Source organism: Porphyromonas gulae, from assembly GCF_000765945.1.
GTDB lineage: Bacteria > Bacteroidota > Bacteroidia > Bacteroidales > Porphyromonadaceae > Porphyromonas > Porphyromonas gulae.
Map to the genome: position 1 here is coordinate 38,127 of NZ_JRAT01000024.1, position 16,140 is coordinate 54,266.

Annotated in this window: 17 protein-coding genes; 4 read left to right on the top strand and 13 right to left on the bottom strand. The window is 53.6% G+C overall.

Annotated elements, in window-relative coordinates; genetic code table 11:
- Window positions 1–9: 9 nt before the first annotated feature.
- From lptE to HQ49_RS11505, 8 genes are all read right to left on the bottom strand, one after another.
- Entirely contained in the window at window positions 10–549 is a 540-nt protein-coding gene (lptE, locus tag HQ49_RS08860) for an LPS assembly lipoprotein LptE (RefSeq protein ID WP_039419580.1), read from the bottom strand.
- Window positions 536–1,789, bottom strand: coding sequence for a sigma-54 interaction domain-containing protein (locus HQ49_RS08865; RefSeq protein WP_039419582.1), 1,254 nt, complete (start codon window positions 1,787–1,789; stop codon window positions 536–538). Before HQ49_RS08865 ends, lptE begins: the two co-directional genes overlap by 14 nt.
- A 27-nt stretch (window positions 1,790–1,816) precedes the next feature.
- Window positions 1,817–3,085: a LysM peptidoglycan-binding domain-containing protein gene (locus tag HQ49_RS08870; protein WP_039419583.1), complete on the bottom strand. Its 1,269-nt coding sequence runs from the start codon at window positions 3,083–3,085 to the stop codon at window positions 1,817–1,819.
- Between the two features lie 36 nt (window positions 3,086–3,121).
- Window positions 3,122–4,426 carry a 30S ribosomal protein S12 methylthiotransferase RimO gene (gene rimO / locus HQ49_RS08875; protein WP_039419584.1) on the bottom strand — a complete coding sequence of 435 codons (1,305 nt, stop codon included), beginning with the start codon at window positions 4,424–4,426 and terminating at the stop codon, window positions 3,122–3,124.
- Window positions 4,423–5,376, bottom strand: a complete 954-nt coding sequence (gene ftsY / locus HQ49_RS08880) for a signal recognition particle-docking protein FtsY (protein WP_039419586.1) — start codon at window positions 5,374–5,376, stop codon at window positions 4,423–4,425. The genes rimO and ftsY overlap by 4 nt, the downstream gene beginning before the upstream one ends.
- 26 nt (window positions 5,377–5,402) lie before the next feature.
- Window positions 5,403–6,539: a carboxynorspermidine decarboxylase gene (nspC, locus tag HQ49_RS08885; protein WP_039419587.1), complete on the bottom strand. Its 1,137-nt coding sequence runs from the start codon at window positions 6,537–6,539 to the stop codon at window positions 5,403–5,405.
- Between the two features lie 9 nt (window positions 6,540–6,548).
- A complete protein-coding gene (aspS, locus tag HQ49_RS08890) occupies window positions 6,549–8,312 on the bottom strand; it encodes an aspartate--tRNA ligase (protein WP_039419588.1) in 1,764 nt (587 codons plus the stop codon).
- Window positions 8,313–8,497: 185 nt separating this feature from the next.
- Window positions 8,498–8,683, bottom strand: coding sequence for a DUF1661 domain-containing protein (locus HQ49_RS11505; protein ID WP_152569167.1), 186 nt, complete (start codon window positions 8,681–8,683; stop codon window positions 8,498–8,500).
- Here HQ49_RS11505 and HQ49_RS12795 point away from each other — a divergent pair.
- Window positions 8,682–8,789: a hypothetical protein gene (locus HQ49_RS12795; RefSeq protein ID WP_152569168.1), complete on the top strand. Its 108-nt coding sequence runs from the start codon at window positions 8,682–8,684 to the stop codon at window positions 8,787–8,789. The two genes, HQ49_RS11505 and HQ49_RS12795, sit on opposite strands and share 2 nt — an antisense overlap.
- Here the strand turns inward: HQ49_RS12795 and ribD are convergent.
- Window positions 8,743–9,735: a bifunctional diaminohydroxyphosphoribosylaminopyrimidine deaminase/5-amino-6-(5-phosphoribosylamino)uracil reductase RibD gene (ribD, locus tag HQ49_RS08895; protein WP_039419590.1), complete on the bottom strand. Its 993-nt coding sequence runs from the start codon at window positions 9,733–9,735 to the stop codon at window positions 8,743–8,745. The two genes, HQ49_RS12795 and ribD, sit on opposite strands and share 47 nt — an antisense overlap.
- 24 nt (window positions 9,736–9,759) lie before the next feature.
- On the opposite strand from ribD, the gene prmC reads away from it, so the two are divergent.
- Genes prmC through HQ49_RS08910 form a run of 3 tightly spaced genes read left to right on the top strand, consistent with a single transcriptional unit; the run spans window position 9,760 to window position 11,847 of the window.
- Window positions 9,760–10,641 carry a peptide chain release factor N(5)-glutamine methyltransferase gene (prmC, locus tag HQ49_RS08900; protein WP_039419591.1) on the top strand — a complete coding sequence of 294 codons (882 nt, stop codon included), beginning with the start codon at window positions 9,760–9,762 and terminating at the stop codon, window positions 10,639–10,641.
- Complete coding sequence (locus HQ49_RS08905) at window positions 10,638–11,123, top strand: regulatory protein RecX (protein ID WP_039419593.1); 486 nt, start codon at window positions 10,638–10,640, stop codon at window positions 11,121–11,123. Before prmC ends, HQ49_RS08905 begins: the two co-directional genes overlap by 4 nt.
- Window positions 11,107–11,847, top strand: a complete 741-nt coding sequence (locus HQ49_RS08910) for a ComF family protein (RefSeq protein ID WP_039419594.1) — start codon at window positions 11,107–11,109, stop codon at window positions 11,845–11,847. Before HQ49_RS08905 ends, HQ49_RS08910 begins: the two co-directional genes overlap by 17 nt.
- 118 nt (window positions 11,848–11,965) lie before the next feature.
- Here the strand turns inward: HQ49_RS08910 and HQ49_RS08915 are convergent, their stop codons facing one another.
- The 4 genes from HQ49_RS08915 to sigP form a co-directional block, all read right to left on the bottom strand.
- Complete coding sequence (locus tag HQ49_RS08915; RefSeq protein WP_052073477.1) at window positions 11,966–14,035, bottom strand: M13 family metallopeptidase; 2,070 nt, start codon at window positions 14,033–14,035, stop codon at window positions 11,966–11,968.
- A gap of 18 nt (window positions 14,036–14,053) precedes the next feature.
- Window positions 14,054–14,956 carry a nucleotidyltransferase family protein gene (locus HQ49_RS08920; RefSeq protein WP_039419595.1) on the bottom strand — a complete coding sequence of 301 codons (903 nt, stop codon included), beginning with the start codon at window positions 14,954–14,956 and terminating at the stop codon, window positions 14,054–14,056.
- Between the two features lie 181 nt (window positions 14,957–15,137).
- Window positions 15,138–15,278 (bottom strand): hypothetical protein, encoded by a 141-nt coding sequence (locus tag HQ49_RS11715; protein WP_160224197.1) that lies wholly within the window; start codon window positions 15,276–15,278, stop codon window positions 15,138–15,140.
- A 97-nt stretch (window positions 15,279–15,375) separates the two neighbouring features.
- A complete protein-coding gene (gene sigP, locus HQ49_RS08925) occupies window positions 15,376–15,957 on the bottom strand; it encodes a T9SS-regulating ECF sigma factor SigP (protein ID WP_004583806.1) in 582 nt (193 codons plus the stop codon).
- Window positions 15,958–16,140 lie beyond the last annotated feature (183 nt).

Consider the following 16,140-nt stretch of genomic DNA (forward strand, 5'->3'; position numbering starts at 1 on the left):
TGGGGAGGATTACCAGTTCTCTACCGTAGCGTTATACACCTGCTTCACCAGGTCCTCGACCATATTGGCCAGAAGGGCGTCCTGTACCGTCACCAGATCCTGGCCGCTGTCGAAGTCCGTAGAGGAGGTGAAGTCCCGATCGAAGCTCTGTTCGGGGAAAGCCTTGTTCTCGTAGTGCACCTGTATGGATAAGGTTACCTTGGTACGTGCGGCCAGATCGTTGTCCTGCACGGCGAGGGGAGCGAGGTCGTAATTAGTGATCACCACCTCGATGATCATGTCGGCATCGTTGGTTCGTGCCATTTCGAGCTTGGTGCGGCGCGTAAAATGGTTTTGCAGGGCTTCAGTCATATTCTGCGCCAACGGAGGATATACACGGGTGGCCTGATTGGTCACATCCGGCATATAAAGCGTTTTCACGCGGCTATAGTCCAAAGCTCCTCCGTTGAAGCTGTAGGAGATGCTGCATGCCGAGCAGGTCAGCAGGACGATAAGCACCATCGCAAAAGCGGAAAGGCTGTATCGGCCAAGGGTTCTATTCCAGTCCATACTCCTTGATTTTACGGTATAGTGTCCGCTCCGAAATCTTCAGTTCCTCGGCCGTCTGCTTGCGCTTGCCGCCGTGGCGTTCCAGTGCGCGGGAGATCATTTTCCTCTCCACCTCCTCCAGCGAAATCGGATCCTCGGTGTATTCGCTGGCTTCCTGTATCGGCTCCACGGGGTCTACTGCTTCCGCGATGGGGGACGTATGCGTGCTGACGCCCCACTTGGCGTCCGCATTGCGCTTGTCGTCACCGCCCCAGACGTCCGTTCCCACAGACCATGAGGGCTGTTCGTGGTGCGCCAAGCGGTTCATCATTCCTTTCAGATCGGCTATCTCCTTCTTCATATCGTATAGCACTTGGTAGATGATCTCGCGCTCGTAATGGGGGATTTGTTTGTCCGCTTCGGTCGGTTCGTTCCGCCGGATCACCACGGGGTGGAAGTCCTGCATGCCCCCTGCGTCCAGGTAGCGGGTGATGGTCTCTGCCGATACCGTCCGCTCCTCCTCGAGGATGCTCAGCCTGTCGGTTATATTGCGCAGCTCTCGCACATTGCCGGGCCAGCGGTAACGCATCAATATGGTACGGGCTTCGTCCGAGAGGCGCAGCGGAGGCATCCGGTACTTCTCCGCGCTGTCAGCGGCAAAACGGCGGAAAAGCAAGGGCACGTCGTCCGGTCGCATACGCAGCGCAGGCACCTCGATCGGTACCGTATTGAGACGGAAGAAGAGGTCTTCACGGAACTTCCCGTTCGCTACCGCCTCCTTCAGGTTTACGTTCGTCGCCGCTACGATACGGACATCCGTCTTCTGCGACTGGCTGGCTCCTACGGGGATGAACTCGCCCGTCTCCAGCACCCTGAGCAGCCTCGCCTGTGTAGGCAAAGGCAGTTCGCCCACTTCGTCCAGAAAGATCGTGCCGCCGGATGCTTCTTCGAAGTAGCCCTTGCGGTCCGATACCGCTCCGGTGAAGGAACCTTTGCGGTGTCCGAACAGCTCGGAGTCGATGGTTCCTTCAGGGATGGCTCCGCAATTAACGGCAATGTAGCTATGATGTTTCCGGGCACTGTAGTAGTGGATTATCTGTGGGAAGAACTCTTTCCCCGAACCGCTCTCCCCCGTCACGAGGACGGACATGTCGGTAGGAGCCACCTGCGCTGCCACTCGGATGGCATGTTCCATCAGCGGACTGCTACCGATGATGCCGAAACGCTGTTTGATCTGTTGTACATCTATATTGGTGCTCATGACCACAAAATTAGAAAAACCCCGACGCTACTGCCGTCCTTCCCTCATTCCTATCCGGAACTGGAGGGACGAAGCTCTTCTCAACGAAGCCGTATCGGCTGCATCTATCCCGTACTTCTCAGGTAAAGGAAGTACTAGCTCCGTACCCAAAGGGATGTTGTTGGGATCTGCGATTTTCTCTTTGTTCTCTTCATATATATAGACCCAGAATACGCGGTCGCCATACTTCTCCAAGGCGATGCGGGCCAAAATGTCCCCTTTGCGGATAACGATCCGGCCGAGATCCGTCGCGGCAGGTACGGTCTTTACCGTATCGGTCGTCTTGGCGGTCGTATCCACGGGTGAAGACATCCGGACGGGAGGTTCTTGTCGGGTCGGCTCTTTTGTCGAGAGCACAGGCATCCGATACAGTAGCAAGTATGCCGCAGCGGCACCCAATATCAGGACTGTCAGGAAGACAATAGCGGTCGTCCTCCTGCTCTTTCGCCCCCTCTCTTTCTTCTCCGCCGGCTCTTCGGTCGGGGCGGAAGGCTCCTTCGCTGCCGGCTGCGGTACCTCTTCCGTATCGGGAAGCGGTTCCTCCGTCAAGGCTTTCTCCTCGGCAGGTGTAGGAAGTATATCGGCTTCCGTCTGCACCGATCTATCCGTATCGCTTTCGGCAGGGACGGGGATCTCTTGAGGTTCTGCGACTTCCTCTTGGCTCTCCCTCTGCAATGAAACGAACGAAACCCCTTCTTCGACAAGCGGTTTGGTGATGGTATCGGGTATCTCTCCGGTCGGTAACAAATCGACTTGGGGGAACATGGAGAAAGGTCTGTTGAGCACCTCCGACAGCTCCCCTTCCGCGATGAAGCGGTATCCTGTCAGGTCATCGCCTTCTTTCACCGGCTCGAAGCGTCCGAACTGCGACCAGGAAACGGGATGTCCTCTTCGGAGAAGCTCCGAGAGCAGTTCGGGGATAGCCTTCCACCAGCGCATCACGACTTCCTCCGTATAGGGTACCAAGTCTATAAGAGCATGAGGGATTGTCTCTCGGATGGCTGAGGAACTCGAAGACGTCAGCCGGAGTTCTATCCTCGGCGGCACCAGCACGCGTGAGCCGTCCGGGCGGATTCCTACATATTCATCCGCCTTCACAGCCTGCCACAAGCCTATACCATCCTGCCTTACGGCGTCCCCTTTGGAGAGGAACTGACCCATCAAACGACAGTAATGAGACCATAGTTCGTTCGAGGTCGATACATCGACACCTGAGGCCGTGGCCAACTGCGCAATCCAAAGTTCCTGTTGTATCATCCGGTTCTGCTTTTGGTTTCGGTAGGAGGGGTTTTATCAGTCCACTATACGTGCATAGAGATCGAAAGGCTCTGCACCGGTCACTTCCGCCATATAAAACCGCCCGGGTTTCAACTCCTGACCGGACACGAACGGGATCAGTACCTCAGGATCGACCTCAGGCGAATCGTATTCCGTCCGCCCTACATAGAACCCATCTTCCGCACGGTCTATGATCACACGCAGGCGGCTGCCGATCTTCGCCTCGTTATGAGCGGCAGAGATACGTTCCTGCACGGCCATCAGTTCGCCAAGACGTTCCTGCTTGACGGATTCGGGTATATCGTCTTGATAGTTCTTGTCGCAGTAGGTGCCACTCTCGTGCGAATAGGTGAATGCCCCTAACCGTTCGAATCGGATGTCTCGCACGAACTGCAGCAACTCCTCGAAGTCCTTCTCCGTCTCGCCCGGGTGGCCGGTCATCAGCGTAGTACGCAGATGGATGCCGGGTACTTCCGTTCGGATCCTTTGGATCAGACGGTAGGTCTCCGCCTTGGTAATGCGCCTGCGCATCAGTCTGAGCATCGGATCGCTAATGTGCTGCAGAGCCATGTCGAGGTATTTGCAGACGTTAGGCCGCTCACGCATCACAGGCAAGAGATCCAAAGGAAACTGTGCCGGATAAGCATAATGGAGTCGAAGCCACTCGACCCCTTTGATGTCGGACAAACGAGCTGTCAGTTCTGCCAGACGGTTGGCTCCGTACAGGTCGAGGCCGTAGAAGGTAAGATCCTGAGCGATCAGTTGGAACTCCCGAGTACCATGCTTTACGAGCATCCGCACCTCTTCGACTAAGTCTTCCATCGGGCGCGACCGATGCCGGCCGGTGATAATCGGTATGGCGCAGTACGAACAGCTACGATCGCAGCCCTCGGATATTTTCAGATAGGCATAATGCCGCGGCGTGGTCAGTTTGCGCCTGTTCTCCGCCTCGGCATAATAAGACTTCCCCAAATGGGAAATGAGCTGCTTCCAGTCGAACTTGCCGTAGTAAGCATCTACTTCGGGTATCTCTTTCTTCAGATCCTCCCGAAACCGCTCGCTCAAACAGCCCATTACATACAGCTGACCGATCCGTCCGGCTTTCTTCGCCTCCACCATCTCCAGAATGGTATTGACAGACTCCTCCTGTGCATCGCCTATAAATCCGCAGGTATTCACCACGACGATCTCGCCGCATACCGAAGCCGGATCATGATGCACCGTATAGCCGTTGGACAGGAACTGGCGCATCAGCACCTCGCTGTCCACCAAATTCTTGGAGCATCCAAGCGTAATGACGTCTACTCTGTTTCTTCTCATTCGCCAAAGAGAGAGTCCACGAATTCTTTCTTACGGAAGATCTGTAGGTCGTCCATGCCCTCACCCAAGCCGATGTACTTCACCGGTATCTTGAATTGATCGGATATGCCGATGACCACACCGCCCTTAGCCGTGCCGTCGAGCTTGGTTACGGCGAGGGCATTCACTTCAGTCGCTGCGGTGAACTGCTTTGCCTGTTCGAAGGCGTTCTGACCGGTGGATCCGTCCAATACCAATAGAATCTCATGCGGAGCGTCGGGCACTACCTTCTGCATCACACGCTTGATCTTCGTCAGCTCGTTCATCAGATTGACCTTATTGTGCAGACGTCCCGCCGTATCGATGATCACGACATCGACGCCGTTAGCCACAGCCGAGCTGACCGTGTCATAAGCCACCGAAGCCGGATCGCTACCCATCTGCTGCTTGATGATAGGTACTCCTACCCGCTCCGACCAGATCTCCAACTGCTCTACGGCCGCAGCACGGAAAGTATCGGCAGCTCCGAGCACGACACTCTTGCCGGCCTGACGAAAGCGATGTGCCAGCTTGCCGATGGTCGTGGTCTTGCCTACGCCGTTTACGCCTACTACCATGATCACATAAGGTTTGGTACCGGAGGGTATGTCGAAGTTGTCGCCATCGGCCGATCCGTTCTCCGTGAGCAGCGAGGCGATCTCCTGACGGAGAATAGCCGTCAGTTCGGAGGTGGAAACGTATTTGTCGCGAGCCACTCGCTCCTCTATACGCTTGATGATCTTGAGCGTGGTATCGACGCCCACATCCGAAGTCACCAGCACGTTTTCCAATTCGTCCAAGACCTCATCGTCCACTTTGCTCTTACCGGCTACGGCACGGGTGATCTTGGCGAATACGTTTTCTTTGGTCTTGGACAGGCCTTCGTCCAAAGTCTCTTTTTTCTTCTTCGAGAATAATCCGAATAATCCCATATCGTATATACTGTTATATCTCTTCCTTAGTTCATTCTGTTCTTGTAATCCTCATAATCGAATCGGCGCAAGACCTCTTTCTTCCCATCGGTACGCAGCAGGACGATGTCCGGATGGCGTACTCCGTTGAACATGGTCGTCTTCACAGTCGTGTAGTGGAGCATGTCCTCGAATATCAGTTCATCGCCCACCTGCAACGGCCGGTCGAAGCTCCAGTCGCCGATGAAGTCGCCGCTCAGACAGCTGCATCCGCCTATCCTGTATGTGGGCAGGCCGGGTACCGGCTCCTGATGTGCTCCACGAATGACGGGTTTGTAAGGCATCTCCAGACAGTCCGGCATGTGACAGGTGAAGGATACGTCCACGATAGCAGTGGCAATGCCCTGATGCTCTACGATGTCCACCACCGTGCTCTTGAGGAACCCCGTCTGCCAGCCGAAAGCACTGCCCGGCTCCATGATAAGATGCAGATGGGGGTGGCGACGGGAGAAGTCGTTCAGCACTTGCACGAGGTGCTCCACGTCATAGTCCCGACGGGTCATCAGGTGGCCGCCGCCCATATTGAGCCAACGCGCTTGCTCCAGCACGGAAGCGAAGCGATCCTCAATGATCTTGAGGGTCTTCTCCAGTTCATAGCTTGTACTCTCGCAAAGCGTATGAAAGTGCAGGCCCTCAATACCCTCCGGCAGGGTGTCGCCCAGTTCGGAAGCCGACACACCGAAGCGCGAACCCAATGCACAGGGATTGTAGAGAGCGGTCTCCACGGCCGAGTATTCGGGATTGATCCTGAGTCCGAGCGATACGCCTACGTTCTTCACCATGGGCGAGAGCAGGCTGTACTGGCTGAGAGAGTTGAACGTAACGTGGCTGCTATAGCGCAGTATCTCCGGAAACTCCTCCGGCGTATAAGCCGGACTGAATGTATGAGCCGGTGCCCCCATCTCTTCGAAGGCAAGGCGGGCTTCCCATACGGAGCTGGCCGTACTGTGGGGTACGTATTCCCGGATGATCGGGAAGGTACGCCAAAGGGCATAAGCCTTGAATGCGAGGATGATCTCCACGCCCGTACGGTCGGCTACGGACGCGATCAGGGACAGATTGCGCCTGAGCAGATCTTCTTCCAGTACGTAGGCCGGAGATGCTATGTCGTGGTATCTTGCCATCTCTCAGGATTAGTTCTCGTTCGGTATCAGTTCCAAAAATAGCTCTTGGAGCTGTGCCTCATCAATGACAGAGGGGGCGTCGATCATGACATCCCGACCGGCATTGTTCTTCGGGAAGGCGATGCAGTCGCGGATGCTGTCCAAGCCGGCGAAGAGCGATACCCAGCGGTCTAAGCCGTAAGCCAGTCCGCCGTGAGGAGGTGCCCCGTATTTGAAGGCATTCATCAGGAAGCCGAACTGCTCCTGTGCTTTCTCCGGTGTGAAGCCGAGCAGCTCGAACATTTTCTGCTGCAGGGCACTGTCGTGAATACGAATGGAACCGCCTCCGACTTCGACACCGTTGATCACCATGTCGTAGGCGTTGGCGCGTACGGCACCCGGATCGGTATCCAGCAGTGGGATGTCCTCCGGCTTCGGACTGGTGAAGGGGTGGTGCATGGCATAGAATCGCTTCGTCTCTTCGTCCCATTCAAAGAGGGGGAAGTCCACTACCCAGAGGCAGGAGAATGTATTCTTATCGCGCAGGCCGAGCTGAGAACCCACTTCGAGGCGCAGTTCGCACAGCTGCTTGCGCGTCTTCATGATGTCGTCTCCGCTCAGGATCAGAATCAGATCGCCCGGCTCTGCCTCCATCGTTCGGCGAAGCTCTTGGAGCGTCTCCTGTGTGTAGAATTTGTCCACGCTGCTCTTGACGCTGCCGTCCGCTTCCACACGGGCATATACCATCCCTTTGGCTCCCACCTGCGGACGCTTCACGAAGTCCGTCAGTGCATCGAGTTGCTTACGGGTGTAAGAGGCAGCCCCCTTGGCACAGATACCTCCGATATAAGCTGCGGAGTCGAATACGCTGAAGCCGTGGCCTTTCAGCATATCCATCAGCTCTACGAAGCGCATTCCGAAGCGCGTATCGGGCTTGTCCGAGCCGTAGTACTTCATGGCATCGTGCCACGTCATACGGGGGAAAGCCTCCGCAATCTCCACGTGGCGGATGGTACGGAAGAGATGCTTGGCCATACCCTCGAAGGTGGATATCACATCCTCCTGCTCTACGAAGCTCATCTCGCAGTCGATCTGCGTAAACTCAGGCTGGCGGTCAGCGCGGAGGTCTTCGTCGCGGAAGCACTTCACGATCTGGAAATAGCGATCGAAGCCGCTTACCATCAGTAGCTGCTTGAAGGTCTGAGGCGACTGGGGAAGAGCGTAGAACTGGCCGGGATTCATCCGAGAGGGCACGACAAAGTCGCGAGCACCCTCCGGCGTGGACTTGATCAGCATGGGAGTCTCCACTTCGAGGAATCCCTCGCCGTCGAGATACTTCCTCACTTCCAGAGCCATCCGGTGGCGCAGTTCCATATTGGAGCGTACACAGTGGCGGCGCAGGTCGAGGTAGCGATATTTCATGCGGAGGTCATCGCCTCCGTCCGTTTCGTCTTCGATAGTGAAAGGCGGCACTTCGGAGCGGTTCAGCACATCCATTTCTCCGAGTGCTATCTCTATATCGCCGGTGGGGATATTCGGATTTTTGCTGGAGCGTTCCATGACGGTGCCCGTGGCGCGGATCACCCACTCACGTCCCAAGTCTTCGGCGCGGTCGCATAGTTCGGCAGGTGCCGAATCACGGTTGAAAACCAACTGCGTAGTACCGTAGCGATCGCGCAGATCTACAAAGGTCATGCCGCCCATGCGGCGCACGCGCTGTACCCAACCGCAGAGGGTAACGGTTTGTTGCAGATGAGAAAGGCGCAACTCGCCACAAGTATTTGTTCTGTACATAATGATAAGGGGTTCTTCTATTTATGATTGATTTTGTGGAACAAAAGTACGAAACAAAGCGGACTTTTCCGCCTAAAACACTCGATGCCGTCTGGGGGTAATACCCTAAAAGCAAAGGCCTTGCAGATTTCCGGAAAGTCCTATGACGAAAGCAATTCTTTGACCCGAATGGGACTTTACAAAGGTTACGTAGAACAAGAGGCACCGTGATCTGACCGCATGTACTCTGCTCCCATCATCCGATAGCTCTCCCTTCGTATAGCAGTTCTCAGACCAAAAATGCATAGGACATCAGTCGAAAAAACGTGGTTCGAGAATTTTTTCGTTTTGGTTCGGAAATGAAAAAAATCTCGCGCGAGAACGAAAAAAATCTCACGCCACTTTTCGGGAAAACACGCGCCGCAATTTTATCGATTGCGGTGCGTAAAATTCAGCGAGAGGGAAGAAGAGGGGCACGAACTCCCTCGTTTAAGATAAGGGTGCTGCGTTCGATGCGCACATCGTCGTACAAGCCGCTGTCTATGAAAGACCGGAGTATGCAGGCTCCTCCCTCCACCAACAGCGACTGTATGCCACGAGCATGCAGCTCGGCCAGCATCTGCTCCACGGCAGGACGGGAGGGATCGATCCGAACGAAAGAGACGGACGGGGGATAGCCGGAGGGTTGTTCTCTTTCGGTGAAGACCAGTGTAGGTACGCTGCCATCGAAGAGGCTAAGGTGGCGTGGGAGGGCCAGATGACGATCTGTGACCACACGCAGCGGATTTCGGCCGTACCAGTGCCGAACCGTCAGAGAGGGATTGTCCAAAAGAGCGGTACGGAACCCCACCAATATGGCATCGTGCATCATTCGCCTGTGGTGCACAAAGCGTGTGGTCAAGGGAGTACTCAGCCTGACAGGAGGTGTGGAGGCATCGTTGCGCAGTGCATCGATGAATCCATCGCTACTCTCAGCCCACTTGAGCGTGACATAGGGGCGGTGCTGCCGTTGGGCCGTGAGGAAATGCCGATTCAGCTCCTCTGCTTCGTCAGCAAGCAATCCGACCTCGACTGAAACACCTCCTTCTCGCAACATCTTGATCCCCCTTCCTGAAACGGAAGGGAAAGGATCGAGCATGGCCACTACTACATGTGGAATGCACTCCCGAAGGATCAGCTCGGCACAGGGAGGCGTTTTGCCATAGTGAGAGCACGGCTCCAAACTGACATAGAGGGTACTCTCTTTCAGCAAAGACCTGTCTCGTACAGAGCGTACGGCCATGACTTCGGCATGGGGCATGCCGGCACAGTGGTGGTAGCCCTCGCCGATGATACGCCCACGAGCCACAAGGACTGCTCCGACAAGCGGATTGGGAGAGGTGAATCCTTCGGCATTCTGTGCCAATTCGATGGCGCGGCGCATATACAGGGGATCGGGAGTCATACCTAATTGCTAATTTTGTTTCTGATGATTACGCTTAACGAAGCCCAACAGCGAATCGAATCGACACTGAACGACCGATACGAAAAAGACGAACTGCGCAGCATCGCGCGAGAGCTGCTGACCGAGGCAACCGGCCTAAGCCGCTCCGCACTTTTGCTTGCAGACAAAGATACGCTTTTATCGACCGAAGCATCGCAAGCTCTATCCTGCTATCTGGATCGCATGAGGACAGGGATGCCGCTACAGTATGCCGTGGGACATGCGCCCTTCTTCGGGCGTGAATTTGCGGTAAATCCTTCCGTGCTGATCCCTCGTCCGGAAACAGAGGAACTGGTGGAGTTGATCCTGCGAAAGGAGAGGTCTGCGGCGGCTCCGCTTCGTCTGCTCGATGTCGGCACAGGCAGCGGATGTCTGGCCATCACATTGGCGCGAGAACTTCGAGCCGAAGTATGGGCGATGGATGTTTCACCCGATGCTTTAGCCACAGCTCGCGCCAATGTCGGCAAGGGCGACCGGATATTTTTCTTCGAGGGCGATATTCTTTCTCCCGATAATCGTTGGGATATACTCCCTCCTGTGGACATTATCGTCAGCAATCCTCCGTACATCATGCCTGCGGAAAGTACCGGCATGGCGTATCATGTGCTGGGACATGAACCGGCCCTTGCACTCTTTGCGCCCGAGGAGGATCCACTCCTTTTCTACAAAGCCATTGCCAACCTTTCCGGCAGCGGTAAGCTACGCTCCGGCGGACGGCTCTATGTGGAGCTGAATCCTCTATTGGCAAAGGCCACTCGCAATATATTCTCGGCCGAAACGGGATGGAACGATGTCCGATTGCACACGGATCTCTCCGGCAAGAGCCGTTTTCTCTCGGCAAAATATTTACCCGCCAACAAAGTATGAAGACTGAGGAAGAACTACTTAATCGGATGCAAGCCTACTGTGCCCGTACGGAACATTGCAGGTCAGAAGTGGCGGCCAAACTGCGACAGGCAGGAGCAGACGAGCTGATGATAGAGCGGCTGTTGCAGCGACTTGTGGAGGATCGGTTCATCGACGAAGATCGTTTTGCCCGTGCTTATGCTCGTGACAAATACCGATTCAACGGCTGGGGGCCCAAGCGCATCGCTTTGGAACTGGCCAAACGGCATATTCCGAATTCGATCATCGGTTCGACCTTATCGGATTTGGAGGAGGGAGAAGACAAGATAGAGGATAGTCTGCCACATCTCTTGGAGCGCAAACTTCGGAGCATAAAGGACACGGACGATCGCAGTCGTCTGCACCGCTTGGTGCGCTGGGCAGTGGGACGAGGATTCGAATACGAACAGGTGATGAGGGAGGCATCACGCCTCCTCCGCAAAGGGTATGAGGAAGACTGCTAACGGTACGGGCCGGCATATCCGATTGCTGATTCGTAAGGCGTTGGATCTCTTTTTTCCTCGCTATTGTCCGGTATGCTACAGCTTGCTCGCCGAGACGGAGATTGGGGTCTGTCCTCGTTGCATGGTGAGAATGCCGCGGTATATCGAAGGAATACAATACGGATTGGATCGTCTGAATGGAGATGTCTATATCGACGCGCTGTACAGCCTTTTTATTTTCAAAGAGGACGGGGGTGTAAGGCCTATGATACACGCACTAAAATATCGAGGATACAGTGAAATCGGCGAAATGCTCGGACGAATGGCCGGCCGATCCTATCCTTCCCTGTCCAAGGATTACGATCTGATAGTACCGGTTCCTTTACACCCACGCAAACAACGTAAGCGCGGCTACAATCAGGCACTCCTCATCGCACAAGGATTAAGTCGCGTAACGGGAATACCTGTTCAAGAAGGTTTGCGCAGAAAGGTATATACGGACAGTCAGACCGGACAGTCCTATTCGGAACGAAAGTCAGCCATGAAAGGAAAGTTTGCCCTCTCCCCGAATACGCGCGTGGCAGGTATCCGTATTCTTTTGGTGGATGATGTGCTGACTACCGGAGCTACGGTACAGGCTGCGGCCGAACCATTGGCAGAGGCTTTTGCTGCCAAGATCGGCGTGCTGGTGGCAGCCGTCACCAAACGTCCGTCAAATTGGTCTCATTATTCTGATGAGCGATAGAAAGAACTTATAAAGCTTCTTCCTTTCGATTGATTTCCCCCTCTAACGAGAGAGGCTGTGTCCCAAGGAATAATCCTCGGAACGCAGCCTCTTTTTCATATGGGAGTTGTTGGTGAGCTTACCAAACGACTACACGCTTTTCAGGCTCCAAATACATCTTATCGCTGGGCTGTATATTGAAAGCTTCGTAGAAAGCATCGATATTGCGCAGTGCTTGATTGACGCGTAGCTCGCCCAAGCTGTGCACATCGATCTGTGTGAGGCGGAGAACCTCTTCCGGACGAATATTTTGTCCCCATAGACGGGCATAACCGATAAAGAAACGCTGATCGGGAGTGAATCCGTCGATTTCTTCCATTACCTCGCCCTTGGCCGCATTGCGGAAAGCCAGATAAGAGACGAGGAGACCACCCTGATCTGCGATATTCTCTCCGAGCGTCATGTTACCATTGGCACGAACACCATCGGCTACATAGATCTCGCTGAACTGATCGGCCAGCTTTCCGGCTGTGGCCTCGAACTTCTGAGCATCTTCAGCAGTCCACCAGTTGATCATATTGCCGTCTTTGTCGAAGTTGCGTCCTTGATCGTCGAATCCATGCGTCATCTCGTGTCCGATCACTACACCGATACCGCCATAATTGACAGCATCGTCTGCATCCATGTTGAAGAAAGGAGGTTGGAGGATAGCCGCAGGGAAACAAATTTCGTTCGTGGTCGGATTGTAGTAGGCATTGACATCCTGCGGATTCATCAGCCAACGCTCGCGATCTACGGGCTTACCGAGGTCAGCCATATTGTCGTCATGCATCCATTTGGTGGCGCGTTTGATGTCAGCATAGTAGCTGTCGCCCTTGATTTCCATCTTGGAATAGTCTTTCCACTTGTCGGGATAACCGATCTTGACGATGAAGGAATTGAGTTTTTCCTGAGCTTTCATCTTCGTGGAGTCGCCCATCCATGTGAGCATATTGATACGTTCTCCAAGAGCCGTCTGCAAGTTCTTAACGAGTTTGAGCATACGTTCTTTTGCTTCGGGCGGGAAGTATTGCTTTACATAGACTTCGCCCAGTGCTTCGCCGAGAAGGCCGCTTACCATACCTACGGAACGTTTCCAGCGAGGATGCATTTCGGTGGTTCCACTCAGCGTCTTGCCGAAAAAGTCGAAACGGGCTTGCTCGAAGTCATCGCTCAGATAGTTTGCTGCACCACTGATCGTGCCGGCGAGGAGATAGTCCTTCATTTCATTCAGATCGGCTTTGGCAAACCAAGAGTCGAACTTCTTGAAGAAATCGAATTGCTCCACATCCCACTCTTCAAGGGAGGCGAGCTGACGATCGGCGAGGTAAGTGGTCCAATCGAAGCCTTGGTACTTATCCGTAAACTCCTTCACCGCCATCTTATTGTAGTTACGATGGGTATCGCGTAGTTCTTCTTTGCTGTAGCAGATTTGTGCCAGTTCGGTTTCCATCTTCATGGCATTCTCGGCAATACGAGTAGCGGCCTCTTCATCGTAGCCGGCCAGCTTGGCAATCTTATTCAGGTATGCTACATACGCCTCACGTATTTGCTGAGACTTGGCATCCTGCTTGAGATAGTAGTCGCGATTGTCAAGAGCCAAGCCGGTCTGGGTGATATGGAAGATATTCATCTCGCTATTCTTGGGATCGGCATACACATACGATCCGAAGAACGTGCCTCCACCCATATTATCCTTTGCGGCAGCATACTTCACCATGGCTGCTCTGTCGGCAATAGCTTCGATCTCTCGGAGATCTTCCTTGAGAGGAGCAGCTCCGTCTTTATTACGCTTGACGCTATCCATAGCTTGGCGGTAGAGCGTAGCTATACGATACTCGTTAGTGCCCACTTCGTACTGTCCTGCTGCGAGGTTGTCCACAATCAGGTGTACACGCTCGAGCGTGCTGTCGCGCAGGATGTCGAATGAGCCATAGCGACTGTAAGCTGGTTTGAGCGGATTGTTTTTCATCCAATTGCCATTACAGTAGCGATAAAAGTCGTCCTGCGGGCGTACGGATGTATCCATGGCACTGAGGTCGATGGCCGGTACCGGCTCACGCTTCCTGTCAGTACCGTTAGTCTGACCCTTATTGCCATTGCAGCCGGTCAGCACCAATGCGCCGATCATTGCCGGCGTAAGGCAAAGAAACTTGATTGTCCTGTTCATTGTTTGTGATATTTGGCGTTAAAACAATTTCGTTGGGTATTCTCCGGCTTCTGTCAGCTCCCGTAGCTTGGCTACGACATTGGGGCGATCAGCCGAATAAGTGACACCGAACCATTGAGCGGTCGTATCGAGGACTTCCACCGAAGCTCGACCGGTGCTAATAAGATCGTTCACAACGAAGGGAATGAAGAACTCGCTCTTCAGCTCCTGTCCATGAGCGTTCAGGAAGTTGATGAACAGTTCTTCCGAATAGTCGAAGTAGTCAGGAGTAAATCCCCACATATTCATCGAAACGGGTGCATCCTCTGCCAGCGTACAGATCTTTCCAGTCTCATCTCGGAATGAGATAGTACCGTCTATGCGCTCGATACCAGTACGCTCCACCACACCGGTGAGCAAATGTTTTTCGTCTACCTGGCATACTCCACGCGAAACGCCGCCGCTTTCGCTCAGGGTATTACCAACACGGTAGCCAACCATGCAGTATTCGCCTTGCTTACCCTCCAGCGTCATGAGCTTCCGAGCCAAAACTTCGAAGCCGTTGCATCCATAGAAATCGTCCGCATTGATGACGGCAAAAGGTTCGCGAATCGCATCTCGTCCCATCAGAACGGCGTGATTCGTTCCCCATGGTTTCTCGCGCCCTTCCGGACAAGAGAATCCTTCCGGCAAGCGATCCAATTCCTGAAAAACCAGTTCGACAGGGATACGACCTTCGTATTTGGTCAGAATTTTTTCGCGAAATTCTTTCTCGAATGAATGACGGATTACGAAGACCAGCCGACCGAATCCGGCACGAATGGCATCGTAGACGGAATAGTCCATGATCGTATCGCCACCGGGGCCTATGCCGTCCAGTTGCTTGAGACTACCATAGCGGCTGCCCATACCTGCAGCCAAGACAAAAAGTGTGGGTTTCATCGGTTTCTAAAAACTCTTTTTTATATGTAATGCTGCAAAGTTACGATTATCCACAAAGGGAGCAGCCGAAACTGTACAGGTTTTCATACCTCTGTACAGCTTCGGCTGCTATATCTTTTCAGTAGGGGATGCTCCGAAACGCTATTCCTTATTACTTGTACGGAAAAGGAAACAGCTGCTATCACGAGCAACGTGAACGGGCCATAAGTTTGAGCTTGTCAAGGATTTGTCTGTGCCTGAGGCTGCATCGCTCTTCCGCCGCATCGAAAACGATTTGCAGCTTCTTGCGATCAAGAATACGGTAGATGTCTGTCATAAGCATACTCGCCAAAAGGGTTAAGGATGAAAGGAGTCATTCTCCTTCTTTCCATTCCTTTAGAGAACGCTTACGACTGCTTTATTATTGTATGGAATATCGACTAAGCCGACATACCCATCATTTTGCGCAGATTGATCAGCGCATACCGCATTCGGCCGAGTGCCGTATTGATGCTTACTCCGGTAGCATCCGCAATCTCTCGGAAGCTCATGTCCTCCCAGTAGCGCATTCTCACTACTTCCTGCTGCACTTCGGGCAGGACGCTCAGGTACTGTTCCAACTCTTCGATGGTAGCCAGTTCGATCAGTTGTTCTTCCGCCGTCAGATTACTGTCCGCCACCTTTTCGACAGGAGCGGCGTCGTCATCATCGAAAGACTGCAATCTGGCTCCTTCCCCTCTGACCCGGCGGTAGTGATCCATCACGAGGTTGTGCGCAAGGCGTAGCAGCCAAGCTTTGAACTTGCCGGTGGGGATGTATTGTCCACGACGAAGCGTATGGATCACCTTGATAAAAGTGTCCTGAAAAATATCCTCTGCCAAATCGGCATCGCTCACGGAAAAACGGATGTAAGTATGAACTACAGCATCATACCGGGACAGTATGACATCGAAAGCCTCATCGCATCCTTCTGTATAAAGGCTGACCAATTCATCATCAGTCAGCTTGTGGAAACTGCTCATAGGAGAATCCTATTTATTTATTGTTCAAAAGGTAGATATGCGTCGATAGGCTATTATTTTAGATGAGACTTGTTGCAAAGAAAAACATTTTTTTCGACAAAACAAACAGAAGTAAGCACTTGCCAGGACTATCGCATTTGAAAGTTTATACTGTATCCTTGGCCTCTTTCTTGTATAATTTGG